Here is a 26,700-nt window from a genome sequence, read left to right on the forward strand (position 1 = left end):
ACTGCGCCTGACGGGGATTCCTCGCTTTCTTCGTTGCTTTGCCTTGTCCGGTGCTCATTGCCTTAGGGCAACTCCGCTCCTGCCAAGCCTTCGCGCCTCGGAAGACAAACGGTTTCATTTCGCCTGACGGGGATTCCTCGCTTTCTTCGTTGCTTTGCCTTGTCCGGTGCTCATTGCCTTAGGGCAACTCCGCTCCTGCCAAGCCTTCGCGCCTCGAAAGACAAACGGTTTCATTTCGCCTGACGGGGATTCCTCGCTTTCTTTGTTGCTTTGCACATGTCTGGTGCTTATAACATCACTCCTCTGAGGCTTGCTAATATCTCGTAAGCTTAAATGCATCGTGGAATCCTTGTACATACATCAAACGCTCACCTTCGCTAATCATGGAATTCACTTCGCTTTCTATGTCCAGTAGCATCGCTTCTTCGAAACCAGGAAGCGTTTTTAAGTTTTCAAGCATTCGATAGAAATTTGTATAGGACGTTGCATACTCCATCGATTGCTTTTCAGGGATCACTTGCTCCATTCTTCGATAGATAAATTCTTGAAAATCCTTTTGAAAATGTGAATCCATTCGATCACCTCCACAGAACATTTGTTCCCTGTTATCATAAAACAAAAACCACTAATCGTCAACTTTTTTCTAAAAAAGCACAAATTGTGTTATATTAGTGTTTAGAAGTCTTAAGATAAAGAGGAGGTCACCATTTTCACTAAATAAACCAAGCGATGGTCTTTTTAGTGAGATGGAATACAAAATGAAAGCTTTGGCCAATCAATTAAAAAAGCTCCGGAAAGCACGTGCATTTACACAAAAACAGCTGGCTTTGCAATTGGGCATAAGTGAAAGCGCCATCGGAATGTATGAAAGAGACGAGCGTGAACCCTCTCTGCCTCTGCTCTTAAAGCTCGCGGATCTATATGATGTCTCTCTAGATGAATTATTTGAACGATCACGCCCACTGCCACAAGAAGTCATGGAAGACTCCACTCTTTATGAAACAGCTGAGTTGAACGAGCTGCTCAAAAACTTGCAAAATGCCGATGCTAAAGAGATTAGAAAGCTTTTGGATCTCTGGGTCATCCTCCGAGCTTGATTTCATCACACGACTTCTTTTAAACACATAGTAAAATGACATTCAAAGAAAATTCTGGTACGCTTATACTAGATTTTTAGTGCCATTATTATTGGTAAATAGAGTGAAGATAAAAAGGAGTTGTCGTTGATGATTTGTCCTTACTGTGGACAGGAAAATGAAGAACACGCAGCTGCATGTTCTCGCTGTGGAAGATCATTACAAATACAAGAAGAAGGAGAAATGAATGAGACCAATGAGCCGACACAACAGCAAACGGTAAGCACACCGTCTCCAGCTCAAAAAGCACCTGGCAAAAGTGATCAATACATAGCTGTTGCAAAAAAATCGGCTTCTAACTACGGTCAATTCCTTTCAAGAGTATTTAAAGCACCTCTAACTACAGCTCAGTCAAGCACAAGTGCTGATATGGTCAATGGGATTATCTCACTTGCCCTCTTATGCCTTTTGTTTGCAGTCACTATCGCTGTATCCTTTGCAGATTTCGATGCGGGTTTTGTTGATGGATTCTTAAAACCATTACTGAACATCATTCTCTTTTGTGGTTTAGGACTTTTAGGCGTATGGGTAGTTGCGATCCTACAGAATGCGGCTCCTTCGTTTCAGGAAACAGTCGCAAAGCTCGGCACCTTATCAACCATTTCTGCAGCACTTGTCTTACTTAGCATGATTACTCTCTTATTTGACAATGGATCCTTGTTTTACACATTGATGTTTTTCTCGATGTTAACGTTTATGATTGCTTCAAGCTTTGTTCTTGTGAGCTTTAAATCAACAAGTTCACCACGGATTGATTACTTTTACGGCATTCTCCTTGTCGTACTTTTCGAATTCGTGATCTTCAACCAACTCATTAGTGGGTACATCAGTGGTAGTGAACTGCTCAATTCGTTCTATTAAAAATAGAGCATGACCTTTGCATTTATCACTGAATGTAAGTAATACACCAAAAAGCTGAGTGTCTCAATTAGTGAGAGCACTCAGCTTTTTTTATATTGCCAATGATTTTAAGGCTTCTTTCACATTCGTAAAAGACCTAAATTGGAAGATCTCTTCGTTCATTCCAATACTCGTTAGAGCCATGCCAGGACGAACGCCAGTCATAACTAGTTCGGTTCCCATTAATGATAGCATTTTAGCAAGCTTTAAAAATCCTTCACTCAATTCTCCTTCAAATACATCCAGTCCAGATAAATCGACAATTAAATAATCTTCGCCATTCTCCTCGACACCCTCTACTACTTGTTCCTGTATAATCGACCAACGTGAACGATCAATTGTTCCGAGTAACGGGAGAACAGATATGCCATTGCCAACAGGAACTACTGGCGCGGAAAGCTCTTTAATTTTCTGAAGCGACAATGAAAGCTCTTCTTCCATTCCTTTTCTTTGCGTAATATCTTTTTGTACGCCGACAAAAAGGCGACGATCTTGATTTTTCACATACACCGGATCAATCTGGAGCTCATTCCAAAAAGGCTCACCGTTTTTTTTGTAATTTAATAGCTCAACCAGAACGGATGTATTGTTTTCTATGGCATTTCTAATTTTATCTACAGAGAATGCGGACGTTTTATCCCCTTGCAAGAAACGACAATTGTTTCCAATGACGTCTTTTTCATTATATCCTGTTAAGAGCTCAAATCCTTTATTCATGTATACGATTGGGTTATCCTCAAGTGAAGGATCCGTCACAACAATGCCCACGTGGGAGTGATTCAGAGCTTCTTTGAGCAGTTCATTGAATTGACGACTTTCAAGAAGCGTGCTTGTTTGATTGGAGAATAGCTCAAAACAGCGGATAAAATAGCCGGCTCCATTCTCCAGGATAAGTGGATCCGTTTGTAGTTCAAAAGTGACATGTCCTCGAGATTTAGTTTTAAACACAAGCGTCGAGACGGATTGAAAAGAACCGTTTTTTTGGGGCCATGCTGCAATAAGAGACTTCAAAGAGACCCCTTGAAGCTCGTCCACTTTATATCCAAGCCTTTCTGCCAACGCGTTGTTGATGAATTCAATGTCAAACTTTTCGTTAGCTATAAATGCCGGCTCACGAAGCTGCATAAAAAGCTGTTTGTACATAAAAACTTCCTCCCTCAGAAATACACACAAGACATTACTTTATAATGTACGTTTATTTTATAAAACGCAAAAAAGAAAGCATATCTAGAGTAAGATTACGGTTATTTCCAAAAAAAACAGAGAAACACAGGGTTTCACTGTTCCCTTAATCATAGTATCTTTACCCAAAACAAGCCGGCTACAAACGAAATTGCTTCTGCCGAAAATGTTAAAAGATGGTTGTTAGCAAAATCATCAAAAGCAAACCAACAATAAACGCAAAGGTGGCAGGTCTTTCATGACCATCACCATGACTTTCTGGAATGAGCTCTTTGTATATAATAAACAGCATAGCCCCTGCTGCAAAAGCTAAACCAATTGGTACAAGCCATGCCACAACAGCCGTCAGAAAATAACCAAGCAACGATGAGACAATTTCAACAGCCCCAGTTGCCGTTGCTATGAGAAAGGCTTTATGCTTTTTAACTTTTTCTTGGATGAGATAGAGCGCTACCAGAAATCCCTCAGGCGCGTTTTGAAGACCAATAGCTAATGCGACTAGGCCGCCTAGACCTTCGTCGTCACTTGCATAGCTTACACCAACTGACAAACCTTCTGGTATATTATGCAGTGTAATTGCTGCAATGACGAGTAATGCCTTCCGATCAAACGGGACCGTTTGTTTACGATGGTCAAGCTCGACGTGAGGGATTGTATATTCTAATGAAGTAAGGACAAGGGCACCAAGGAAAATACCAATAACTAATGCTACATACGACCCTTCTTCAAGTGCCTGAGGGATGAGGCTGAATGTGGCAGCAGCCATCATGACCCCTGCTGTAAAGGCAAGCATAATATCCCGCCAGCGATGCGTCACATTTTGTAGCATCAAAATTGGCAGAGCACCTAATCCTGTTGCCATTGCAGATAGTACACTTCCAATCAATACATCTAACATAGGTGCATTGAAACGAGTTTCAGACTCCTCATTTCCTTCCTCCCTTGTATTAACTTCAATCCTCTATAGCGGTTTTCGTTATAAGATAATTATGATGACGACAGTAATTAAAGAAAGAATAAGGACAAACCCTATAAGGAGAATTATGCTCAACAAAACTGTCCCTAATGACGACCAGCGAGAAAACTGATGCACGACACTAATGGTATTCAGTGAAAGCACAAATGCCCATATCGTAAATATCGTACCGATGTAGGAATATGCAAGGCTTACGGCCAATAGTGCCCCGCTAACTTCTGCAGCCGGTGTAAGAACCGAACTCCCTAAACTAATAAGACACAGTAAGCTTATGATGCCAAAAACCATGCTTGGTACGTTTGCCCATACATACGCTATTTGCATTTGCTTAAAGGTGCCTGTTCCTTTAAACCATTTACCTACCATTGTATAAAGCCATGGAGTCAACCAATACATAGAGATCAGGCCTAATAAGAAACCTCCGATGAGGACTAGCGCCCAGACCATTGTAAAGGGCAAGTCATCAAAGGGCAGCCAATTGGCTTGCTCTGGTGAAAAACTTAAATCGGGTTGGAAGAATAGGCTTGATGCTACACTTCCTATGCCAGCCAAAGCGACAATAATAAGGAGCAATGTACGTGTAGGCGTACTGTTTAATATATGTCGAATGGTTTCTCGTGGTGCTATCCAAATTCTAAGAAACGCTTTCTTTTCACTTTGGTTCATTAAAGCCACCGCTCCTTCACTTTACCAATCTTCTTTCATTATATGTACATGCCTCACATTGTACCATAGGTTTCCTGTTTTTTCGTATGGTTAAACATTGAATTAAGAAGGGTAGCACTAAAAAAAGACCTTCAGATGTGAGCCCAGTATGATTCATACAATTTATGTAAAAAGGCTAGAACTTACCTAGTTTATCCTTATAAATCTCAGAACAAATCAATCGCATCTGTTCGGAGTTTTGTTTTTGCATACTATGTTTTTTCCCAGTCTCGTATAATGAAGAAAATGACCCTCAGGCAGTAGAGATGACGGCAAGAGATGTATCACAGTGAGGTGCTTTCGTCTTAGGCAGAGCTGAAGATCGAGGTGTCCATTGACTGTGCTTATAACGAGCGGATTAAACTAAAACTGGTTGGCTTAAGCTCGGTAAAATACCGAACTCAAACCAACCAGTAAACTACAATATTAGAATTCTACCTTTTTTAGGTCTCTTACTTTATTCACTCGCGCTATTTGCTACATTTTCACCGTTCAAGACAGCTTGTACATTCACTTGCATGTCTGGATACTTTTCTTGAAGCAATGTTTTATACTTGTCAGCAATTTGTTGACCTTGTTCAGCAGTCGCCGTATTTTCTAGTGTAATTGCAGCGATCACGCTACCATTAGACTGATAGATCTTACCATCAGCTACACCTGCTTCTTCTTTCAGCTGTGCAGTTAAGTCTTCCTCGGCAGTTGTTGCAGCTCCATCATCAGTCGCCGCTGCGTCTTCACCCTCCGCAGGTGTTTCTTCGTCTGTACCTTCTGCAGGAGCAGTCTCACCATCAGCAGGAGCTTCAGATGTTGCGTCACCATCTTCAGCTGGTGTCGTTGCCGCGCTGTCTTCTCCACCACTCTCATCAGTCGACGACTCTTCTGTCCCCGTGTCCGTCTGACTAGTGTCTTCTCCATTGTCTGTGTTAGTGTCGTCTGAACCACCTCCACTACAACCAGCAACAGCAATTAGGGTTGCCGCTGAAAGCGTCATAAGCCATTTTTTTGTTTCCATAAATTGAACATCCTCCTTTATTTATACATGGTATTTCTTTCTTACGTTTACCTATTCGTACATTTCCCTTCATCGATGGGGGTTAAACATTTCTTGATTGAGCTGTTGCAGGTTGATGGTGTGCACGTCGTTGTTTTGCCATGGAAAGGAGAAGGAGAACGGCAGAAACAAGAAATAATCCTGACATAGAGTAAAAAACGAAAGATATCCCATATACACCTGCCATTAAGCCTCCCATCATTGGACCGATTACGTTTCCAAGAAAGCGAAAGCTATTGTTATACCCTAATACTTCACCTTGCACGGAAAAGGGAGATACTTGGCGGATAAACGCTACTCGGCTTGGTATAAATCCACCAATGGCGACACCAAAAAGTATACGTAACACGATCAGCTGCCATATCGACGTTGCCATCCCCTGTGGGAAAAAGAACAATGCACCAAGGAGCATAACCGCCACCATCACTTTGTCGTAGCCAATACGGTCACCAATTTTCCCCCATTGCCTTGTGAAGAGCAAATTGCCTAATCCTGTTGCCGAAAAGACGAGTCCAGCAAAAAAAGCATTGCTTTCAGGTCCATGAAGCTCAGTGACAAAAAGCGCTAGTAACGGCTGAATGCTAAAATTAGCGGCTTGAATGAGAAGTGAAACAAACATAATCATTAACAGGACTGGATGGGACACGACGTGTTTAATAACTTCTTTCGAAGATAAAGAGTTTTGTTTGCCTTCTTTTTTATCCTGCAAAATAAATTCTCTCACACCGAAAAAAACGACCATCGCCGTGAGAACCATGACAATTGCTGTAATAAAAAAGGTGTACCTAAAGCCTGTCAAATCGGCTAGTATTCCTCCGAACAACGGACCAAACAAAGCACCTGAGACGTTTCCAGTCTGCAGGGTTCCTAACACTTTTCCTGATATTTTCTTAGGCGTCTGTGCAGCGATTAAGGCCTGAGACGTGGAGATAAACCCAGTGAACACACCCATAAAAAGACGCAACGTGAACAATTGATACACATTATCGACCCATGTCATAAGGAGCACAGAACACCCCAGACCAATCGCAGATATAATAAGGATCTTCTTGCGACCGAATTTGTCGCCAAACCTCCCCCAAAGAGGAGAAAATAAAAAGGCGGTTACAAATGTCACGCCGAAAGACAACCCTGCCCATTTCTGAACATAGTCAGTACTGTATGACCCCATCGAATCTATAAACAGTGATAAAAATGGCAGCACCATTGTCATGCTGCTAGCAATTAAAAAGTTCGCTGCCCACATAATGACGACATTACGTTTTTGAGCTTCGATCTTTTGCACCTTCTTCAAATAAATATTTCGATTCCCTAAATATATTTTACACTATTTCTTGACTAAAGGGAAATTCGCGAAGTTTGTCACTTGTTCCTAACGCTTATAAGTCTAACCCTTTATGATTTTGCTTAAATGGAAAAAGCGAAGAACCAAAATCATTTGGTTTCCTCGCTTTATAAAGGGAACTTCCATGCAAGTAAAACTATTCATTCACCCAAAGCTCGATATCTCCTGAGCCAGTTGTGACCTTTAATGAGGACTCATTGTTGCCGATCGTTGCCTGGAATGAATGTTCCTCATTCAACTGAGTTTGCCATTGTTCGACACCCTCCACATCAATAGAGCCAGAGCCACTATTCACATTTAGCTCTGCAGAAGCCGGCGTTTCTTGGACCCCCCAATCAACGTCTCCTGATGACGTTTGGACGGAGGAATTCCCATTTAGCTGCTGTACATTCACTTCCACCTCACCAGAAGACGTGCGAACTGTAAGCTCTCCTTGGAGCAGTTCTCCTTCTAGATCACCTGAAGAAGAATGGTGACCAATCGTCTCAGCAGCCACTTGATCAAGCGTTGTTTCTCCAGATGACGTATTTGTTTTAAGGTTTGAAAAATCGCCAGTATATACATCAATGTCGCCACTACTTGTCTTCAAATCCCAAGTTTCTCCCGTACCACGATCAACGACAATATCGCCTGAGTTCGTCCCTGCCATTACATTCTCACCATCAATAACCGAAAGTGACAGGTCCCCAGATGTTGTCGATGCTCTCACGTCGCCACCATCAATATCAGCAAGCGACAAATGTCCTGATGTCGTCTGAATGTTCGTGTTTTCCATAGTTCTTCCTGGTAAGCTTACATACAATTTATTCCTCGTAAACATGCCAAAAGTCAACCACCCACGTCGATCATCATCAATCTCAATCCGCAATTCATTTGCTGCCTCATCTTCATTCACTTGGAGTGTTTCCTTCCCGACATATCGTATAAGAATGTCATCTCCAGATGTTTCTGATACATAAACATCTGTTGATTGACCAGTAATCGATAGCCTTTTGAAGTCTCCCGTAATCGTTCTCTCTTCTTCCGCTTTGGCGCTTTTCTCCATATTGATGAGTCCAGGGAACAAAATGTATATAGATAAAAGGACCCCAAGGGCTACTAATATAAAACCAGCCAATTTCCTTGTCATACGACACAACCTTTCTGAGCCATTCACATCTACCTTTAGTCTAACCAGCCCATCTCCTTCTGAAAAGCGCTTAAAGATGTACCCCTTCCTCAGTCTTTTGTATGAGAAGTCTCGGGTTGTGCGTAGAAGGAAGGGGATATTTCGTTCACTAGGATGAGCCCGTCGTATTGTTGTCTCGGAATAAACGTTTCTTCTGTCATCCCCCAATAGGAACCATTCAGTGGCATGACCATCCAACTGTTGGCTGGTGATAGTGTACTCGTCAAATCCACAAAAACGGGAGAAAACGGCGCTGTGTGCAACACGGATTCAATGCTATAGGAGGAATGGTCAGCATTGATCGGTGCAATTGCCCCATCATTTCTCATCGTCTCTCCTTTATAGCCAAATAAGCCGATATGATAGCTTTGACGCTTTAAATTCGCTGGCAGCAATTCACCCATTGTAGGCAAATAATCGCCGTTGTGAGGAACTGGCTCAAACGCTTGAATCATCAATGAATTGTTCTTTCGAATATGATAATTATGCCCCCAAATAATGATCTTTTCATTTGGATACAACTCATTAGCCATCCAGCTAATCGTGTTCGCCATCCCTTTGTCACGGAGATAGCTTGCATTTTCCTTTTTCGAGGAAGATGGATGAATATAGGAGGAGTTGGTTTGTTGATTCGCCCTAATTTGCGCCTCAAGCTCTGATGTTAGAAAACGAATGCGAAGGTCGATCACTTTATCAATACGTTTCATTTTATCTGAAGTAAGTTTTGTTGGATTTTCTAGATAAAACGTCGTCAAAAATTTCTCCATTTCGATGTATTTCGGAAGCAGCTCTTGAGCGATTTTCTTAGCTTGATGAAGGTCTGTTTCGTGATGGTATAATGCCCAACAAGCATCTTCAGTTCGTTGGATTTCAGCAGCGATTGTTGGATCGGTCTCACGAACCATATCACGGATGAATGCACCGAAATATGGATCAACCTGTGTATCAAATCCCGTAAAATGCAGAGGATGGTGGGTTTCAGATGTCTTTTCCATATATGAAAACAGGGCTTCTGTTTCTTCTGTGTGCCATGCCTTAGAAATGCCATGCTTCATGATGTTCATTGGCGATCCAAGTTCAGGACTTAGTATCGAAACAGCTTGACCTAATGGCGATTCAAATGCGACCACAGAAAATCCCATCTCTTTATGTAAGTAGCGAATAAGCTTTATTTTCACTTCGTTAAATTCTTTTGCCCCATGGGAAGATTCACCGAGCAAGACGATACGTTTATCTTTTAAAAGCGGCTTAAGAAACGCTAAATCAGTGTCTTCTTGGTGCTCTGATAGATCAATTCGTTCAGCAATTGATTCTATGCCCTTCGACCAGCGTGATTCTCGTTCTGCTTCAATTGGTTCTATATAAGCCATAGCTGGTGTGATCGTTCCAAAAACGATGCCTATAATGAATAAATAAATGAGTGCGTTTTTAAACATGGTCAATCACGCTCCGTCCTCTCTGGGATGATAAAAGGGAATTGTAAAGGTCTTTCTGCCGTGTGTTGCTATCCATCAAACAGTCTCTTACAATAAAAGAACATTATTTTGATGAAGGAGCAGCCAAAATGAAAGTCGGTCTTTTTGTTATGCTTGGTGGCGGCGTTGGTGCTTTATCACGTTACGGATTAATGCTTCTTTTTACAGACCTTTCCCTTATTGCGACGTTGACAGCTAACATTAGTGGCTCTTTCCTGCTCCCAGTCTTGATGCTTCGTATTCCTAATACTTGGCCGCAAGAATTAAAAATAGCACTTACTACTGGAATGATTGGCGGCTATACTACCTTTTCAACGTTTTCTTTTGAGGTTCTAACCTTTTTCCAACATGAGGAGTGGATTCAAGGCATAAGCTATGGCTCCGCAACGTTCCTTATCTGTTTTGTTGCATCCGCTGCTGGCTTTGCTTATGGATCTAAAGGCAGACCACAACAGAGGAAGCACATATGACCTTTCTTTATGTTGCTATTGGCGGTGCACTCGGTGCCTTGGCACGTTATTTAGTCGTTTTGATGATCCCAATGAAGCCATCTAAATTTCCACTAGCTACTTTAATTGTCAATCTTACAGGGTCTTTCTTTATCGGCATTTTCAGTACTTTAGCCCTCTCAAATTATACCTCTTTGCTCATCATTACAGGGGGGTTAGGAGGCTTCACCACGTATTCGACCTTTTCAATTGAAAGTTGGACGTTATGGCATGAAAAGCGCTACGTTGCGTTTATTGTTTATCTCACCACTTCTTTCGTCGGTGGAATTAGTGCTTGTGCCCTCGGTTGGTATGTAACGTTACTATTATCTGGTTTTTCTTGACGAACAGGACGTCGCCAATGTACAATGTTGATAACTATTCTCATTTAAAATACAACAAATATGGAGTGATAAAATTGCCATTTGAAGCCAAAAATACGACAGCTGGTCCAGTTGCAGAGGCTATTCGCAGTCGTCGATCTATTAAAACCAATTATTCGAAAGAACCAGTTCCTGGAGAACTCGTTCGTGACATTTTAGAGGACGCTGTTTACGCACCAAATCACGGTCTCCGCGAGCCTTGGCGCTTTTTATTTATCTCCTCTGAAAGAAAAGATGCGTTTGTCGAAGAACTCGTCACTCTTTTTCCACGAGACAGACAAGACAACCGTCGAGATTACTTTAGTCAGCCCTCTGCGTTTTTAGTGGTCGTTATGAAAGAGGACCCGCGACAGAAGGAAAACGAAGAGAATTACAGTGCGTGCGCTGCGCTTATCCAAAACTTTCAACTGCTTGCGTGGGAACGGAAGCTCGGTGTTTGCTGGAAAACACAACCCCATGTATGGGATCCAAAAGCACTTCGTATTCTAGGCGTTCAACCAGGTGAAAAAATTGTCGGCTTCCTTCACTTGGGCTTTTTTGATGACGAAAATGTTCCAGCGCCAAAAGAGCGAAGCCCGCTTGAGGAAAAACTTAGCTTCTTTTAAAGACTATTCGAGACACAAAGCCTTGGCAAGAGCGAAGTTGTCAAACTGACACGGAGCAAGGCCATACCTATAAATACTGCGAGCACTTGTTTTAAGGGATGCGATATGCATCCCTTTTTTATTTACGCATACGCTCCCCGAATGTGGTGATGAACATGTTGCTTATAAAACTCAGCTAAATCCTGCAGCTCTTTTTCTGAATAAGACGGTACATCGATGGCTTTTAACGTATCTTCCACTTGCTCTGGGCGCTTAAATCCTGGAATTGCACATGTTACCTCCTCATGATCTAGAATCCAGCGTAAAGCCGCTTGGGTCATGGAGCCCCTTCCTTCTGCAATCCATTTCAGTTGATCCGCTAACTGAACGCCTGTTTGTAACGTCAAACCAGCAAATGTCTCACCTACAGAGAAGCGCTCGCCATTTTTATTGAATTGCCTATGATCATTTTCCGCAAATGTACTATCTGTGGAAAATTTCCCTGTTAGCAATCCACTAGCTAACGGGACTCGGGCTAATATTCCAACACCTTGTTTATGAGCTTGAGGGAAGAGAGTCTCCAGCGGCAGCTGGCGAAAGATGTTAAAAATGACCTGTAATGCGCTAATTCCTTCATAACGCAATGCCTCATGCCCTTCCTCAATCGTTTCGACGCTTACCCCATACCCTCGTATTTTTCCTTCTTGCTTCAATTTTTCAAGGACGCTAAAAATGTTACCGTCTTTGAGAATGTGCAGCGGTGGGCAATGGATTTGATAAAGATCAATGCATTCCCGATCTAACTTTCGTAGCGAATCCTCTACAAAGTTTCTTACCGCATCTTCTTTGTATGTATTTGCATGCGTTTCATCGCCTTTACGACAAAACTTTGTGGCAATATAGATATTGTCCTTCCCCTTCGTCGCTTTTGCTAATAGCTCTTCCGCATGACCAAGGCCATAGACATCCGCCGTATCAAAAAAATTCACGCCAGCGTCCATCGCACGTGCCAAACCATTGAGTGCTTCTTGATCATTTGTTTGCCCCCATGATCCTCCAATTGCCCAAGTTCCGAAGCTTACTTCACTGACGTCAATACCAGTATTTCCAAGTGTACGATAGTTCAAGAGTTTATCCTCCTTGGCACTATTTTTTAAAACGCATTCTAACTATGTCACTTCTGCAATCGCTTGCGATTTTCCTGTTTCTATGTCGAAGCCCCCTATATCTTGTTTAGTTTTAGAAAGATGTGTGTCTCCGCTTAGAGGATTAAAACCGTTGACAAGCCAATCATGATCAAGTAACTTCAGCATTAGAGGTCTTTTTTAGATTGAGAAAATTTCTATGTGATTGATTAAAATTTGCAGCGTTGAGTGAGGAAGGATGATGATATGTTCCTAGGTCGTTCTACGAGACTAGATCGTTTTACAGCTCATGATACGGAGCTTTATCACATTTGGCGCAATGATGCGGAAGTGATGTCCTTAACACAGACACTTTTGGACAGCTATAGCTATGAGGAAACTGAACGACATGTCAATGGAATGTTACATCAGCAAGATGCGAAGAGGTATCTTATTCGCGACCGAGAAACGGACCAGCCCATTGGCTTAATTTCACTTCTTCAACTCGATTATGTAAACGCCAACGCAGAATGTACGATTGACATTGCTGAAAAATCGTATTGGGGCAAGGGATATGGTCGCGATGCAATGGATACGTTAATGCGTTACGCGTTTGATGAGCTCCGCCTACATCGTCTTTCATTGAAAGTGTTTTCCTATAATGATCGAGCCATTCGCCTCTATGAAAAGCTAGGATTTCAAGTCGAAGGTAGGCATCGAGACGCCATTTTTCGCAACGGTCAATACCACGACATCTTTTTTATGGCATGCTTATCCTCTGAATTTAGACGTCAATGAAAAAGAAGCGCCACGGCAACGGTGGTCGCTTCTTTCTTTAAATTCTTTTACGTGCGCTGGCCATAATACGCATTTTTGCCATGTTTGCGCAGGTAGTGTTTATCTAATAATGCTTGATTCATAGGTTGTATCCCCGGACGAAGTTGTTCAGAATGCATGGCAAGCTTCGCAACCTCTTCAAGAACGATGGCATTATCAAAAGCATTTTTAACACTGGTTCCCCAAACGAAAGGGGCATGCTCCTTCACAAGAACGCCTGGCACTTCTAAAGGATCTCTTCCAGTAAAGGTCTCAATAATAACATTGCCTGTTTCAAGTTCATAATCGTTAGCAATTTCATCATCGGTCATTGATCTCGTGCAAGGAATTTCGCCATAGAAGTAATCGGCGTGGGTCGTTCCAAGTGGTGGGATTGCTCGTCCTGCTTGCGCCCAGCATGTCGCCCATGAAGAATGTGTATGGACAACACCACCAATGCCTGGAAATGCACGGTACAAAGCAAGATGCGTCGCCGTGTCTGACGAAGGATTCAGCGTCCCTTCAAGTTGACGCCCATCCAAATCAAGCACAGGAAGATCATCGATCGTTAGCTCTTTATATCCGACACCGCTTGGTTTGATAACGACAAGACCAGACGCTCGATCGATCCCGCTAACATTCCCCCATGTGAGCGTCACCAGCCCCTCTTCTGGAAGGCGCTGATTTGCTCTGAGTACGTCCTGCTTTACTTGCTCAAGCATATGCAGTTCCTCCTTTCTCTAAAGGCTTACACCTCACTGTATTCAATGCCGAGAAGTTTACAAAAATGCTGCCATTTCCCACGATGATCTCCTAAATTGAGGCACTGATGATGGGTACCACCGTTTAATAACCACCCATTCAAACACTCTCGAACACCGTTATGAGGCTTGAAATGAAAGTATGGCATTTCAATCGCAGGCACTTCTTCCGTGTCAAGAATGTCACCATACGACACTACGAGTCGATAACGTTCTCCTTCTAGAGCAACAAGCGATACCAATGTTGCTGGTCCTGGCTCTCCCATAAATAGAACCGTAGGAGGATTATCCAGGCCGCCGATCCCTAGTTCACGATCAATGAGCTTAGGTTTACGATCCTTGCGTGCAACCTTCCAGTTTCCTTCGCCCATATGACTCATTAGAATTGAATCTCGCTCAAAATCCATCGCATACATTTCGGTAAAATGAGCGTCCCCAATAAGTGTATGACCAGCAGCAACGAGGGCTGCTGAGTTGGTATCGCCTTCAGCACCAAAGCCATACCCCTTTGCCATTAGATTTGACGCAGCTAAAATAGGAAGCTGACGGAACCGCTTGTCTTGTCCTACTGCCTCAAAGTGGAACGAAAAGGCGTCATACCCTTTTTCTTGCAGCAATTCTTCGATGGCAAGCTGCACTCTAGCTGCATACACATGATTGTCATCTGTTAAATTTGGATCGATATCAAAGTTTTCTTTGTCTATTTTAATGGCTGCTCTAATCGCCTCATCAGAAATAGCATCCATACGTTCTAACAAATCACCAAAATTTTCACGTACAATCGTCGGACCAATTTTGCGCAAAAAAGCACTTTCATCGCCAACGATATCTCCCATGCCGTTCATGCCATATCCAAGCAATGCAACTTTCATGGCGCGAAGACGATGAATGGCTTGAGCGGCACGAGCCCAATCGCCTACACTTTCACTGAATGAATCAGATTGCCAGTCGTCCGAGATTACAGAGAAGCTAGAGCCTGTGCGTAGCAAAGCGTTTGCCATATCCTGAGCCCCGTGAACCCCTTGGTTATATGTTAAATCACTCATATCCCAATCTTGAGTAACAGTAGGGACAGGCTGAATGTTTGCAAGCAAAATCGGCGTACGAGAATGGTTTTGCAACGCACGTACCGTACGCATCGCTGGGCCATACGTTAACATGACAATAAGAATGCCATCAACATCTTGTTGAGCGAACTCCTTCATCCTCTCGTCAATATCGTTTTTATCCCGAGCTGGTGCAGTGAATAGCACTTCTGCCTTGTCTTCTAGACGCGCAGCGACCTGCTTTGCATAGTTCCCCTGTCTTTCCGTAATCCCAGGCAGCATGTCGTCATACAATTCCTGCATTATGCCAAGCAAACCAATACGTGGCTTTGTTGATGCTTTCCCAGCGACGAATACATCATTTACAGTTTGTGATTGTGTCATTTCAAATTCCTCCTCTAAAAGTTAAGGTTAAACATGCACAGGCGTGCTCTTACTTTTCAAGTGCTTCAAACGCTTCATTACATCATTTTCTCCACGACCAAAATAGTCGTACAACGAGCTATATTCTTTATAGAGTGCATCATAGACGTCCACTGCAGAAGCATGAGGTTGATAAGGGTCAGGCTTTGTTTTCCCCATTGCAGCGGCAGCGTTGTGAATGTTCTCATAGCCTCCGCCATCTTTACCAGCCGCTACAGCACCGAACATGGCCGCACCAAGCGCAGGTGTTTGACTTGATGCTGAGATTTTGATCTCCATATTGAGAACGTCAGCATAAATTTGCATGGCCAACGCATTCTTTTCAGCAATCCCTCCAGCAGCATAAAACTCATCAACAGGCACATTGCTCGTGCGAAAGGCTTCAATGATCGTTCTAGTACCAAACGCCGTGGCTTCAATAAGCGCCCTGTAAATCTCTTCTGGTTTGGTTTGTAAGGTCATCCCTAAAATCATGCCTGTCAAATCAACGTCGACAAGTGTTGAGCGATTTCCGTTCCACCAATCTAAAGCTAATAAGCCGCTTTCGCCTGGAGCTAAGGCCGCTGCTTTTTTCGTTAACAATTCATGTATATCAATGCCTTCTAGCGCAGCTTCTTCAAAATAGGATGCAGGTGTGCACGTCTCCACAACCCAATTAAAATGATCCCCTACGCAGGATTGTCCGGCTTCGTAACCATAGAGACCAGGCAATACCCCATCTTCTACTACACCGCACATGCCAGGAACGATTTGTTCCTCTGTGCCTAAAAGGATATGACAGGTGGATGTCCCAATGATCGCAAGCATTTTTCCTGGTTCTGTAATGCCAACCGCGGGTACGGACACGTGTGCATCAACGTTTCCAACCGCAATAGCGATGCCGGGAGATAGGCCAATTTTCTCTGCCATTTCAGGTGTCAACTCACCAGCTTTTTCTCCAATTGGTAGAATCGGTCCACGTAATTTCTCAGATACAGCGTTTACAAGTTTAGGAGAAAGTGCTTTCAAAAATTCCTCTGAAGGAAATCCCTCTTGCTTGTGCCAGATCGCCTTATACCCAGCTGTACATGCATTTCGAGTCAATGTGCCAGTGAGCTGCCATATGACCCAGTCTGTTGCCTCGACCATGACATCCATTTGATCGTATAGGTCAGGTGCCTCTTCTGCGAGCTCCCAAATCTTTGGAAAGAACCATTCCGAGGAAATTTTGCCGCCGTATCGTTGTAAAAATACCTCACCTCTTTGTTCAGCAACGTCATTCAGTTGATTCGCCTTGTCCTGTGCAGCATGATGCTTCCAAAGCTTGACATAGCTATGAGAACGTGACGCATGCTCCTCATAAAAACATAGCGGTTTCCCATGGTCATCCACCGGAAGGATCGTGCATGCTGTAAAGTCAATGCCTAGCCCAATCACATCCTCCGCCGAAACTTCCGTTTTTTGCAAGAGCTTCGGAATCGTGTGACTTAATACATCAAGATAATCCTGGGGGTGCTGCAACGCCACATCATGACCAAGCGCTGTCCCATCCGGAAGTGTACTATCCATGACACCATGAGGGTAAGCCAACAATTCAGAACCTACCTCACGCCCATTGGTCACATCAACCAGCACCGCTCTGCCTGACAACGTGCCATAATCGACACCAATTGTATACGTCATCACCGTACCTCCATTCTTTTCAACATCTTGTACGTTATCCAAAGTGAAAATAACCTAAAAAGACAAAACTCGTACGTATAAGTGTATGCGCTTTTATTATGCCATACACCGAACAAGTGCTCAAGCTTTTGTAAAGAATTAAGAAGTAAGAAAAGCGAAGGCGAGTACGTTTTGAAACGGAGGGCAGAATATCACGGCACGAGGAAATGGTTCTTCACATTTCCTCAGTGGCGGGATTTCTGTCCCGCAGTTTCAGCGAGCCGCAGCTAGACACGAAAAGCGAAGGCGAGCACGTTTTGAAGCGCAGAGTAGAACATCACGGGGTGAAGAAATGGTTCTCCACATTTCTCTCGCACCGGGATTTCTACCTCGCAGCTTCAGCGAGCCGCAGCTAGACACGAAAAGCGAAGGCGAGTACGTTTTGAAGCGCAGAGTAGAACATCACGGGGTGAAGAAATGGTTCTCCACATTTCTCTCGCATCGGGATTTCTACCTCGCAGCTTCAGCGAGCCGCAGCTAGACACGAAATGCGGAGCGTCGTATGCTCAGAAGCGCAGGTCAGAACATCATCGGGCAGGGAAATGGTTCTTTCATTTCACTAGCCCGATGATTTCTGCGCCGCAGCTTCTACGGCGCGCAGCTAGACAACGAAAAGCGGAGGCGAGTAAGTTTTGAAACGCAGGGCAGAACATCAACCGTTCTGCCGGAAACAAAAAACACCACCAAAGAACACTAACGCTCAGGTGGTGCTGTTGATTGCCGTTCGATAAGGAGCGGTTCGTATTTGTGGCTAGCCGCACGGCGCTCTCTTGATTCAATCATTGTCACGATGAGTTTGGCTGCATCTTCCCCCATCTGTGACTTCGGATGAGCGACTGATGTCAAAGCGATCTCTGACGCGGTACATAAATGCGAATCGTCACATCCAATGATAGATAGTTGTTCGGGGACCTTCATGCCCGCCCTACGAATCGTGTGCAGCAACATCAATGCTAGCTCATCATTGTAACAAACAATCGCCGTTGGCCGCTCCCTTTGACGTAATGCAGCCTGCAACACCTCTGTTGGCACCGACGTTTTTGTTTCCGAAGTGTAAGTGACGCACCATTCTGGTTTAGGCGCAATGTCTTTTTCTTGCAACGCCTTTAGAAATCCATTCATCCGTTTCAGACCTTGCCTGTCATCTGTTTTGAAAAATCCCATAATTGATGTATGTCCTAAGTCAAGCAAATGCTGACAAGCGACTTGGCCCGCTTTTGTATCATCTAATGTTAATGAAATGGGTGAGAGCTCCTCGTAACCAGCATTAATCATCACATAAGGAATGCGATGATGAGCAAGAGCAAGGTATTCGCGCAAATTGGGATTCGGTAGTGAACTTTTTGTCGGTTCAATAATCACTCCTGCAACCTGCTTTTCTAAAAACGTCCGCAAGCATTGTTGTTCTGCATCAGGGTTATTGTTCGTACTCGCCAAAAGCAAAGTATAACCAGCGTTGCTTAGTGTCGCTTCAATGCCACGAATGATCGAAGGAAAAATATAGTCCGACAAATAGGTCGTCACAACACCTATTAGCTTTGAATCCATGTTTTGATCTTTGCGTTGGCGATCAGCAACAAACGAACCGACTCCATGCTCACGATAAAGCCAGCCTTCTGAAACCAACTCTCCTAACGCTTGACGAATCGTATGCCTGCTCACCGCAAAAGTGATCATCAATTCGTTCTCTGAGGCGATTTTTTCTTTTGGATGGACCGTCCCCTCGACAATCCATCCACGTATCGTTTCCTTTACGATGATGTATTTGGCTGTCACTGTAAGATCCTCCAGTTCTTCATTCCGAACTTGTACGTAACAGTGAACAGTATATCACGAGGGGCACAAAGAAAAAACCATTTCTCCAATGGCTCTCCTGTCCTCCTTTCATTTACAATGTCACAGTTTTGTCATGCACTGCTCGCTCACGCAGTTGAAACCGCTGTAGTAAAAAAGGTAAACTAACAAGGAGATTTATTAACGTTGTGGTAAATTTAGGAGGCATGCATCTTGAAATTCTCTAAAGCTTATATAGGAATTCCTCTCATCGTTGTTACGGTTGTTCTATTGGCCTTCGTTATATGGATGACCTTTTTTTCTCCAGAGGATGGAAACACATCACAAAGTTCAGGTCCAGCAACCAGCGTATCCTTTTCTGAACCGATCGCCCCTTTCTCAGGAGTAAATCAAAACAATGAACCTTTTTCGACAGATGATTTGAAAGGAAAAACGTGGATTGCTGACTTTATCTTCACTAATTGTCCTGATGTTTGTCCGCCTATGACCTTTAATATGCAGACACTTCAGGAGAAAGTAGAGGAAGCTGGGCTGGACGTAACCTTTGTTTCGTTTACAGTTGATCCAGAAAGAGACAGCCCCGAAGTCCTTACAGAATTCGGGACGAAATTCCAGGCCGACTTTTCAAATTGGCATTTCATTACCGGTTATACCCATGAAGAAGTCAAGGAGTATTCGAAGACTTCCTTTAAATCAAGCGTACAAAAGCTTGAAGATACATTTATGCACGGTGTCCATTTTTTCCTCGTTCGACCTGATGGATACATCAATTCATATTATGTCGGTAATATCGATCCTCCGTTTGATCAAATCATAGCGGATATTAAAGCCGTGCAGGAGAAAGCGAACTAACCATTACATTATACGTTTCTTAGCCCCCTTCCCTGATAGCAGATAACAGGAAGAGGGCTTTTACTTGGAACTAGTTAATTGTTTCTTTTTTTGATATACTCTGATTTTTTTAAACATAACGTTTCCTATTTAAAGTTCTCTTAAAAACACATCATCAAATAATTCATACACAGATACACCGTAGAGCTTTTCAAATCTTACCATCGTTTCACGACCTGGATTTGCTGCACCTTTTTCAAGTTTACGAACATAAACCTCAGAGATTGCTAACCGTTCGGCGACTGACCGCTGCGTCCACCCTCTTTTATATCGTTCATGTGCAAGTCTTCTTCTCATACGTGTTCCGCCGCCAAAATAGATCGCTTGATTGATGTATATCGATTGAACGCCGTGTTTTGTAATGGCGAACGGACTTCCCTCCTTATCTTTAATTTCAGTACTGTGTGCAATAAGTAAGCAATTTCGATTGTCAAAAACAAATAGTTTCTCAAAAATTACCACTAAATTGATTATAAATGATCAAAAATATATCGTCAATATTTTATAGATACAATATTGAACATTACGATGACAAGATACATTTAGTATCTATAATAGGAGGAACTAGGAATTTTGAGGTGAGGCGTTTGATCGGGGATCGTTTAAAACAACTACGTGGATCGACTATAACACAGCAAGATATAGCAAATCAGTTAGGTCTTTCACGTGCAAGCTATTCTCATTACGAAAATGGCCGCAGCGAGCCAGATCTCTCTACCTTACTAAGTTTAGCTGATTTTTTTAATGTAAGTGTGGATTATTTGCTTGATCGCTCTACTCCCGACGGCAATCCTGCGCTTGAACCTTATAAGGATGTTCTTGTCCTTCATCAACTTCTACGTAAGCAAGGTGTGGATGACTTGTTTTTCTTACAGCTTGATGCTTGGGAAACGCTCACACGTCAGGATACGGTTGAGATTAAGCATCATTTCGAATGGGTTGTCGAAAGAGCTCGGCGCAAAAAGAATACCACTGATCAATGAAGAGGTTGTCCGAACAGTCATTTTATGACCTTTGGACAACCTCTTTTTTCAGATGAACAATTGTATTGAAAATTTGTCGATCACATTAACGAAGTTGTGCTCTTTTTCTCGACCATAAGTCAATTGCGTCCTTGAGACAAATCGCAAGCATTATGAGAGCAATGCCGACCCATTGGAAGGGCAGCATCGGTTCATGTAACACAATGGCAGCCATTAAAATAGCGACCGGCAGCTCTGCTGATCCTAGTACGGTTGCGACCCCGCTTGAAATGTGAGGCACACCGATGGCCATAAATAACGGCGGCAGAACGGCACCAAAAATCGCTGCGCCTAAGGCAAATAACCACAACGAACTAGTGGCAGCATCGGTCCACAAAAAGGTTGGTGGAAATACACATAGGACGAGTACAGCTGCTCCAGAAATCATAATTGGGCTACGGAGAAAAGGGTCTACATGAGAAACAACTCGACCACTTACATAAATAAAGCCTGCATATGAGAAGGCGGCAGCTAGACCGAGCAATAATCCTATAGTTGATAATGCCTCAAATCGATCCATCGTCAAATTAGCTGCAAAGCTTACTCCGATAAGTGTTAACACAACAGAAACAAGCGTTATAGGTGTGGGCTTTCGCTTGTCAAGAATCCACTCGTACAATACACCTATCCATACAAATTGAAATAACATAATGATTGCAACAGATGAAGGCAGGTATGCCATAGCCCCATAATAGAAGATTCCTGTTGACCCATTCAAAGAACCTGCGACCATGAGCTTTACTACTTGTTTTCTCGTCACTTGTTGACGCTTTACTTGCCTAATTGCCGCAATGATCCACAAAATAACGAACGCCAACATCATTTGTGCACCGACGACTTGCGCAAGATTATATCCCTCTATAAAAGCACTCTTAACAAACACTGGCGTAAAACCAAAACCCCCAGCGCCTATGAGGACGATTAATACCGCTTTCCAACGAGCCATTACGCCCCTCCTTTCTCTACTCTTTACACACGATTGCCATTATACATTGCATACACGCAAAATGAAAAGTAGAAGCCATTAGCCTCTACTTTAACCAAAGATGATTCTCCCGATGATATGGACTGGGTCACTAAATAGATGCTTTTCTTTCAGGGGATGCGACTGAAGATGTACGGTTTTTGGTTGACGGTTTTACTTGCCCAGTTAGCGTAGCCCCTCCAGGTAAAAGATTAATAATTTTCATAGATCCCATTGACAAGAGGATAGCACCAACACACAACACGACGATGTACAATGACATCGGCAGTTGATGCTCAATAGCTTCAAGGCTCCCATTTAGCGCATATAAAAAATACATATGCCACAGATAAATCCCAAAAGAGTAGCGGCTGATCATTTCAGTTTTTAGTGCTGCTTTCGGTAGCACAATCGCAAGAGCAAGCAAACCGAGCACCATCGCTGATGAATGCAGCAGCATGTCGACACGCTTTGAACTGGCTACTGTTAATACATCTGTGTAAACCAACACGAGGACGAGAACAGAGGTGACCAGTGGGGCTGCTAATAGCTTAAGATAATGCATTTTAATCCACGAACGTACCTTGTCGTAGGATTGACCAACATAAAATCCAGCAACAAAATAAAACAACCATCCTGGGAAAGGCACCCAATAATATCGCTCCCATATATACTCTCCATGCGGTATATTTGGCGCAGGGATAAAATTAAAAACAGCCAAATACGCAACATTAATAACAAATGCATAACCAACAATTCGATAAGGCTTCTGAGCTGACATCCACGTTTTTAATAGCCAATGCAGGCCATAAAACTGAAAGATAATCAACACAAAATACCCATGATAGTCCCCGATCACGGCATGCATGAATGAACGCCAAACAAAATCACTCCAGCCATCCGCTTTTGTCCAGGCATAGAACATCGCCAAGGCAAGATAAGGCAAAAAAAGATACAAAAAGCGCTTTTTGAAGAAGCCTTTTGGCAAAGGTTTATCCTTATATAAATACGCAATTAAAACTTCACTTAAAAAAATAAACGTCGGTGTGCCATAAAAAAGCACCATATAAAATGATTCCCAGATCACCCGAGCACTTATAGATATGTCCCCATAATGTGAGGATAGCAACGCTCTTTCAATCGTATGCAAAAGAACGATTGATACACACGCGATCGCCCTTAAAAATGTTAGCTCGCTTAACCACTTGGCTTTTTCCATTCATTTGCCTCCAAAAGCTCACCTTTTACAACCACTTCTTTCGTACATATAGATGTCGTTATAGGGAGCTTTACAAAAACGATACACAGCTTCACATTTGAATGAAAGCACAAAAGATTGCATTCTAATCCATACATATCCAATTCTTTATTTGCAGCAGCTGAGTTATTTCAATGAATTTAGTAAACAGTCCACGCAAACTCCCTATTTTCTACCGAAGTCTGCCTTCACTTCTCCCCATTGCTTCGTTTCCCATTTCAGCAAAGACGTATGGTAGGTTTCCGTTCGCAGCCAAGTCTCCGCCCGCTGTATCAAATCCCATAGACGCTTTGTCGTCGCATTTTGCACAAGTGTCGTGTTGCACTTTTTTTTACGGACCCAAGCGAGCGCGGTCGCTGAATCGGAATACACAGGTGTCGTCTCATCACCCTTTTCCTTTAACATCGCGAGCGCATGGACAATCGCAAGGAATTCGCCGATATTGTTCGTCCCCTCCTGAAAGGGCCCTTCATGAAAAATGAGCTTTCCCGTCTCCGTATCCACGCCTTGGTATTCCATCACGCCAGGATTGCCGCTACAAGCCGCATCCACGCTAATGCTTTTACTAATATATGTGGAGTTTGTGCTCTTTTTCTTCGAGGTTGAAAAAGAATCCTTTTGTTTCACACCCGCTCTTTTACTCGTATCCCCTTTGAAAGCTACCTCTGCCTCTTGGCGTGTTGGGAAGGATTTAAAAGCAGCACCCGAATAGCCTTTAATTTGCTTTTCACAATCCGCCCAGCTCGTATAAATGCCCGGCTTTCGACCTTTCCAAACCGTATAATATTTTGATTTAGCCATTGTATCTTGCTCCTTTTCGTTCACCGAATTCATCGTAATTCCTGATGCATTATATCACACAGACATAAGCTTTCACGCCAAGACAGCCAAATAGATTATTGGTGTGTCATATGTCGTCGTTTTGCACCAACCCAAACTCTCTGACTCAACTTTCGCACCTTTTATTTGGCAGGCACGCTTAGCAATCACTGGGTAAACCTACAATATAACGTTGTCGTTGCTTTTTATACAAGCTGCCGTACGATCGCTTTCATCCTAAAGGGCATAACTCAAAAAGCTTCGTCGTGACTTCTTTTCACCCTACGGGTACAAGTGCAACATCGATTCGAAAGGACCTCATCGTGTTTTCTTTGCCGTTGGAGTCTCGCTAGTGGCATCTTTGAGTGATGATATGATATGAATCAAAACGCAGAAACAAACATCAGCGTAGTCAACATACGTAGACTCCTACGGGAACAGCGCGAGCTGAAGATCCCGCAGGAAAGCTTTTGCTTTCCGAGAAAGCTGAAGCCGTGCCCGTGGAAAGCGAAGTATTTTGACGAAGCAGTCGTGATTTATGGGCACTGGCTTTTGCTTTGTTAAAAAAGAGCCCTCTCGCAAAGAGGGGCTCATCGTTTTTCTTTTCTGTTGTTAAGTGTTCGGTTGCTCGTCAAGTGAAGAATCCTTACGAATGAAAAAGGCAAGGACAAAAGCAATAAGAGAAAAACCGGTTGCAACGACGAAGGCATCGTTAATGCCTTGGACTTGAGAAACTTGCCCTAAGTGAACGATGGCTTCTTTATCCATCCCAGCAGTCGCATGGCTTTCCCCGTAAGCTTTTGCACTATTGGTCATCACGGTAACTAAAAAGGCGGTTCCGATCGCACCAGACATTTGTCTCATCGTATTCGCCATCGCTGTTCCATGCGAATTAAGACGATTAGGCAAGGCGTTGAGTCCTGCTGTCATAATGGGCATCATCAGCATTGACATGCCAAACATACGCAACGAATAGATAATAATCATATGTGTGTACGTCGTTTCTAAATCCAATTGCGCAAAATCCCATGTTGTCCAAGTCGTGATACCCAGTCCAACAACCGCGAGCCATCGTGCGCCGACTTTATCAAAAATCTTCCCTGTAATTGGTGACATAATGCCCATTAAAATCGCGCCGGGTAACAGAAGCAAGCCTGATTCCAATGGAGAAAATCCACGAACATTTTGCAAGTAAAGCGGAACAAGAATCATCGCAGAGAACATCGCCATCGTTAAGACGATATTAATAATTGTCGTCAAGCTAAACATCTTATAAGAAAAGACATCAAATCGCAAGATCGGGACGTCTAAACGATTTTGCAGCACGATAAACCAAACAAGAACGACCGCTCCTACGATTAATGAGCCTAAAACAACTGGGTCTGTCCAGCCATTTGTTCCTGCGGAGCTAAATCCGTAAAGCAAGCCTCCAAACCCAATTGTTGAAAGAATGACACTAGGAATATTGACCTTTGGAAAGGTTTGCTCTGTTACATTACGCATATAAATAAGTCCAAAAACAAAACTAATGAGAGCAATTGGCAAGACAACATAAAATAAAGAGGACCAATGATAATTTTGGACAAGCCATCCCGATAAGGTTGGACCAACAGCTGGGGCAAACACCATGGCGATGCCTACTGTTCCCATCGCTGCTCCACGCTTTTCATATGGAAACGAGGATAGGATAACGACAGTCATAAGAGGCATCATAATGCCGGCACCTATCGCCTGAATGATGCGACCAATCATAAGAACTTCAAAAATTGGTGCAAGCGCACATACGAGTGTACCGATCGCAAAGGAGCCCATCGCTGTTAAAAACAACTGCCTCGTACTGTAACGCTCCATCAAAAATGCAGTTATCGGAATTAAAACACCGTTAACGAGCATATACACAGTCGTTAACCACTGCCCAACGGAAGGATTAATATGCAAGTCTTCCATAATCTTCGGCAATGCGACATTGATTAACGTTTGGTTCAAAATTGCTACAAAGGCGCCCATAATCATGACAGCTACAACAATTTTTCGTTGTGAACTGGTCAATGGAGACGCCGAATCCTCAACGCCTTGAGCTTTATTACTCATGTGTAAGACTTCCTTTCTTTATCTGTGCAATCACCTTCTGATGTAATGAAAGCAATGTTTCCATGTCCTCCTCTGGTAACTGCTCCACTTCCTCCAAACGTTTGTAAAAGAAGTCTTTAAATTGATTTTGTTTATCCTTTCCCTCTTCCGTTAAATTCATCACAAGCACTCGACGATCTTCACTAGAGCGATCCCTCTTCACAAGGTTTGATTGAACTAAGCGATCCACAACCCCGCTCATTGTGCTGTTGCTCACTTTTAGTTCATCAGCCAAATGCTTTAACGATTGATCTGGGTTCTTCCCTAAATAGGAAAGAACGAATAACTGTAATGGCGTGCTGTCCATTTCAGTGGCGATCACACGAATCACCTGATCCATTAATTTACGAATTTCTCTTAAAGAAGCCATAAATCGTTGAATTTGTTCTTTCTCTTCAATCATTTTTTTCCCCCTGCGTTTGAGAATTAAAAAATAAGCACACGAATCATTCGCATACGAAATATTATCGTAATTAACCTCCCTTTGTCAAGTGCGAGACAATTATCGAAAGGTTGGATTACTTTTAAAACGTATTGAGTCCTTGTCTCACATGTAAC

27 protein-coding genes are annotated in these 26,700 nt (G+C 43.0%); 8 read left to right on the top strand and 19 right to left on the bottom strand.

What is annotated here, in order from left to right; translation table 11 throughout:
- Positions 1–313: 313 nt before the first annotated feature.
- Positions 314–574 (bottom strand): hypothetical protein, encoded by a 261-nt coding sequence (locus EV213_RS00795; RefSeq protein WP_133578570.1) that lies wholly within the window; start codon positions 572–574, stop codon positions 314–316.
- Positions 575–758: 184 nt separating this feature from the next.
- Here EV213_RS00795 and EV213_RS00800 point away from each other — a divergent pair, with 184 nt between their 5' ends.
- Positions 759–1,097 (top strand): helix-turn-helix transcriptional regulator, encoded by a 339-nt coding sequence (locus EV213_RS00800; RefSeq protein ID WP_166639102.1) that lies wholly within the window; start codon positions 759–761, stop codon positions 1,095–1,097.
- A 129-nt stretch (positions 1,098–1,226) separates the two neighbouring features.
- Positions 1,227–1,997 (top strand): zinc ribbon domain-containing protein, encoded by a 771-nt coding sequence (locus EV213_RS00805; RefSeq protein WP_133578572.1) that lies wholly within the window; start codon positions 1,227–1,229, stop codon positions 1,995–1,997.
- A 90-nt stretch (positions 1,998–2,087) separates the two neighbouring features.
- On the opposite strand, the gene ytvA is transcribed toward EV213_RS00805, so the two are convergent.
- The 7 genes from ytvA to EV213_RS00840 all read right to left on the bottom strand — a co-directional run bounded on the left by ytvA (position 2,088) and on the right by EV213_RS00840 (position 9,899).
- On the bottom strand, positions 2,088–3,179 hold the full coding sequence (ytvA, locus tag EV213_RS00810) for a YtvA family blue-light photoreceptor (protein ID WP_133578573.1): 1,092 nt from the start codon (positions 3,177–3,179) through the stop codon (positions 2,088–2,090).
- Positions 3,180–3,387: 208 nt separating this feature from the next.
- Positions 3,388–4,116, bottom strand: coding sequence for a ZIP family metal transporter (locus EV213_RS00815; protein WP_133578574.1), 729 nt, complete (start codon positions 4,114–4,116; stop codon positions 3,388–3,390).
- A 78-nt stretch (positions 4,117–4,194) separates the two neighbouring features.
- Entirely contained in the window at positions 4,195–4,860 is a 666-nt protein-coding gene (locus tag EV213_RS00820; RefSeq protein ID WP_133578575.1) for a Yip1 family protein, read from the bottom strand.
- 496 nt (positions 4,861–5,356) lie between these two features.
- On the bottom strand, positions 5,357–5,911 hold the full coding sequence (locus EV213_RS00825; RefSeq protein ID WP_133578576.1) for a hypothetical protein: 555 nt from the start codon (positions 5,909–5,911) through the stop codon (positions 5,357–5,359).
- A gap of 82 nt (positions 5,912–5,993) precedes the next feature.
- Positions 5,994–7,235 carry an MFS transporter gene (locus EV213_RS00830; RefSeq protein ID WP_279512742.1) on the bottom strand — a complete coding sequence of 414 codons (1,242 nt, stop codon included), beginning with the start codon at positions 7,233–7,235 and terminating at the stop codon, positions 5,994–5,996.
- 196 nt (positions 7,236–7,431) lie between these two features.
- The gene (locus tag EV213_RS00835; protein WP_133578577.1) at positions 7,432–8,424 is read right to left on the bottom strand and encodes a DUF4097 family beta strand repeat-containing protein; all 993 of its coding nucleotides are present in this window, start codon (positions 8,422–8,424) and stop codon (positions 7,432–7,434) included.
- Between the two features lie 89 nt (positions 8,425–8,513).
- Entirely contained in the window at positions 8,514–9,899 is a 1,386-nt protein-coding gene (locus EV213_RS00840) for an erythromycin esterase family protein (protein ID WP_243739957.1), read from the bottom strand.
- Between the two features lie 128 nt (positions 9,900–10,027).
- Here EV213_RS00840 and EV213_RS00845 point away from each other — a divergent pair, with 128 nt between their 5' ends.
- The 3 genes from EV213_RS00845 to EV213_RS00855 are packed head-to-tail and all read left to right on the top strand — an operon-like array spanning position 10,028 to position 11,414.
- Positions 10,028–10,408 carry a fluoride efflux transporter FluC gene (locus EV213_RS00845; protein WP_133578579.1) on the top strand — a complete coding sequence of 127 codons (381 nt, stop codon included), beginning with the start codon at positions 10,028–10,030 and terminating at the stop codon, positions 10,406–10,408.
- Positions 10,405–10,770, top strand: coding sequence for a fluoride efflux transporter CrcB (gene crcB, locus EV213_RS00850; protein WP_133578580.1), 366 nt, complete (start codon positions 10,405–10,407; stop codon positions 10,768–10,770). The genes EV213_RS00845 and crcB overlap by 4 nt, the downstream gene beginning before the upstream one ends.
- A 17-nt stretch (positions 10,771–10,787) precedes the next feature.
- Positions 10,788–11,414 carry a nitroreductase family protein gene (locus tag EV213_RS00855; RefSeq protein WP_133578581.1) on the top strand — a complete coding sequence of 209 codons (627 nt, stop codon included), beginning with the start codon at positions 10,788–10,790 and terminating at the stop codon, positions 11,412–11,414.
- A 122-nt stretch (positions 11,415–11,536) separates the two neighbouring features.
- Here the strand turns inward: EV213_RS00855 and EV213_RS00860 are convergent, their stop codons facing one another.
- Entirely contained in the window at positions 11,537–12,520 is a 984-nt protein-coding gene (locus EV213_RS00860; protein WP_133578582.1) for an aldo/keto reductase, read from the bottom strand.
- Positions 12,521–12,784: 264 nt separating this feature from the next.
- On the opposite strand from EV213_RS00860, the gene EV213_RS00865 reads away from it, so the two are divergent.
- Complete coding sequence (locus tag EV213_RS00865; protein ID WP_133578583.1) at positions 12,785–13,315, top strand: GNAT family N-acetyltransferase; 531 nt, start codon at positions 12,785–12,787, stop codon at positions 13,313–13,315.
- 47 nt (positions 13,316–13,362) lie between these two features.
- Here EV213_RS00865 and EV213_RS00870 read toward each other — a convergent pair whose 3' ends face one another.
- The 4 genes from EV213_RS00870 to EV213_RS00885 form a co-directional block, all read right to left on the bottom strand.
- A complete protein-coding gene (locus EV213_RS00870; protein ID WP_133578584.1) occupies positions 13,363–14,055 on the bottom strand; it encodes an L-ribulose-5-phosphate 4-epimerase in 693 nt (230 codons plus the stop codon).
- A 26-nt stretch (positions 14,056–14,081) separates the two neighbouring features.
- Complete coding sequence (locus EV213_RS00875; RefSeq protein ID WP_133578585.1) at positions 14,082–15,524, bottom strand: L-fucose/L-arabinose isomerase family protein; 1,443 nt, start codon at positions 15,522–15,524, stop codon at positions 14,082–14,084.
- Positions 15,525–15,551: 27 nt separating this feature from the next.
- Positions 15,552–17,225 carry a ribulokinase gene (locus EV213_RS00880; protein ID WP_133578586.1) on the bottom strand — a complete coding sequence of 558 codons (1,674 nt, stop codon included), beginning with the start codon at positions 17,223–17,225 and terminating at the stop codon, positions 15,552–15,554.
- A gap of 732 nt (positions 17,226–17,957) precedes the next feature.
- Positions 17,958–19,040: a GntR family transcriptional regulator gene (locus EV213_RS00885; RefSeq protein ID WP_133578587.1), complete on the bottom strand. Its 1,083-nt coding sequence runs from the start codon at positions 19,038–19,040 to the stop codon at positions 17,958–17,960.
- A 231-nt stretch (positions 19,041–19,271) separates the two neighbouring features.
- Here EV213_RS00885 and EV213_RS00890 point away from each other — a divergent pair, with 231 nt between their 5' ends.
- A complete protein-coding gene (locus EV213_RS00890; protein ID WP_133578588.1) occupies positions 19,272–19,910 on the top strand; it encodes an SCO family protein in 639 nt (212 codons plus the stop codon).
- A gap of 129 nt (positions 19,911–20,039) precedes the next feature.
- Here EV213_RS00890 and EV213_RS00895 read toward each other — a convergent pair whose 3' ends face one another.
- On the bottom strand, positions 20,040–20,246 hold the full coding sequence (locus EV213_RS00895; RefSeq protein ID WP_133578589.1) for a helix-turn-helix transcriptional regulator: 207 nt from the start codon (positions 20,244–20,246) through the stop codon (positions 20,040–20,042).
- A 281-nt stretch (positions 20,247–20,527) separates the two neighbouring features.
- Between EV213_RS00895 and EV213_RS00900 the strand changes: the two genes are divergently transcribed.
- Complete coding sequence (locus EV213_RS00900) at positions 20,528–20,932, top strand: helix-turn-helix domain-containing protein (protein ID WP_243739938.1); 405 nt, start codon at positions 20,528–20,530, stop codon at positions 20,930–20,932.
- 85 nt (positions 20,933–21,017) lie between these two features.
- Here the strand turns inward: EV213_RS00900 and EV213_RS00905 are convergent, their stop codons facing one another.
- The 5 genes from EV213_RS00905 to EV213_RS00925 all read right to left on the bottom strand — a co-directional run bounded on the left by EV213_RS00905 (position 21,018) and on the right by EV213_RS00925 (position 26,545).
- Entirely contained in the window at positions 21,018–21,917 is a 900-nt protein-coding gene (locus EV213_RS00905) for an EamA family transporter (protein WP_133578590.1), read from the bottom strand.
- 130 nt (positions 21,918–22,047) lie between these two features.
- Positions 22,048–23,154: an acyltransferase family protein gene (locus EV213_RS00910; protein WP_133578591.1), complete on the bottom strand. Its 1,107-nt coding sequence runs from the start codon at positions 23,152–23,154 to the stop codon at positions 22,048–22,050.
- Between the two features lie 204 nt (positions 23,155–23,358).
- A complete protein-coding gene (locus tag EV213_RS00915; RefSeq protein WP_133578592.1) occupies positions 23,359–23,994 on the bottom strand; it encodes a ribonuclease H1 domain-containing protein in 636 nt (211 codons plus the stop codon).
- 630 nt (positions 23,995–24,624) lie between these two features.
- Positions 24,625–26,103: a DHA2 family efflux MFS transporter permease subunit gene (locus tag EV213_RS00920; protein ID WP_133578593.1), complete on the bottom strand. Its 1,479-nt coding sequence runs from the start codon at positions 26,101–26,103 to the stop codon at positions 24,625–24,627.
- The gene (locus EV213_RS00925) at positions 26,096–26,545 is read right to left on the bottom strand and encodes a MarR family winged helix-turn-helix transcriptional regulator (RefSeq protein ID WP_133578594.1); all 450 of its coding nucleotides are present in this window, start codon (positions 26,543–26,545) and stop codon (positions 26,096–26,098) included. The genes EV213_RS00920 and EV213_RS00925 overlap by 8 nt, the downstream gene beginning before the upstream one ends.
- Positions 26,546–26,700 lie beyond the last annotated feature (155 nt).

The sequence above is a fragment of the Aureibacillus halotolerans genome (assembly GCF_004363045.1).
Lineage (GTDB): Bacteria > Bacillota > Bacilli > Bacillales > DSM-28697 > Aureibacillus > Aureibacillus halotolerans.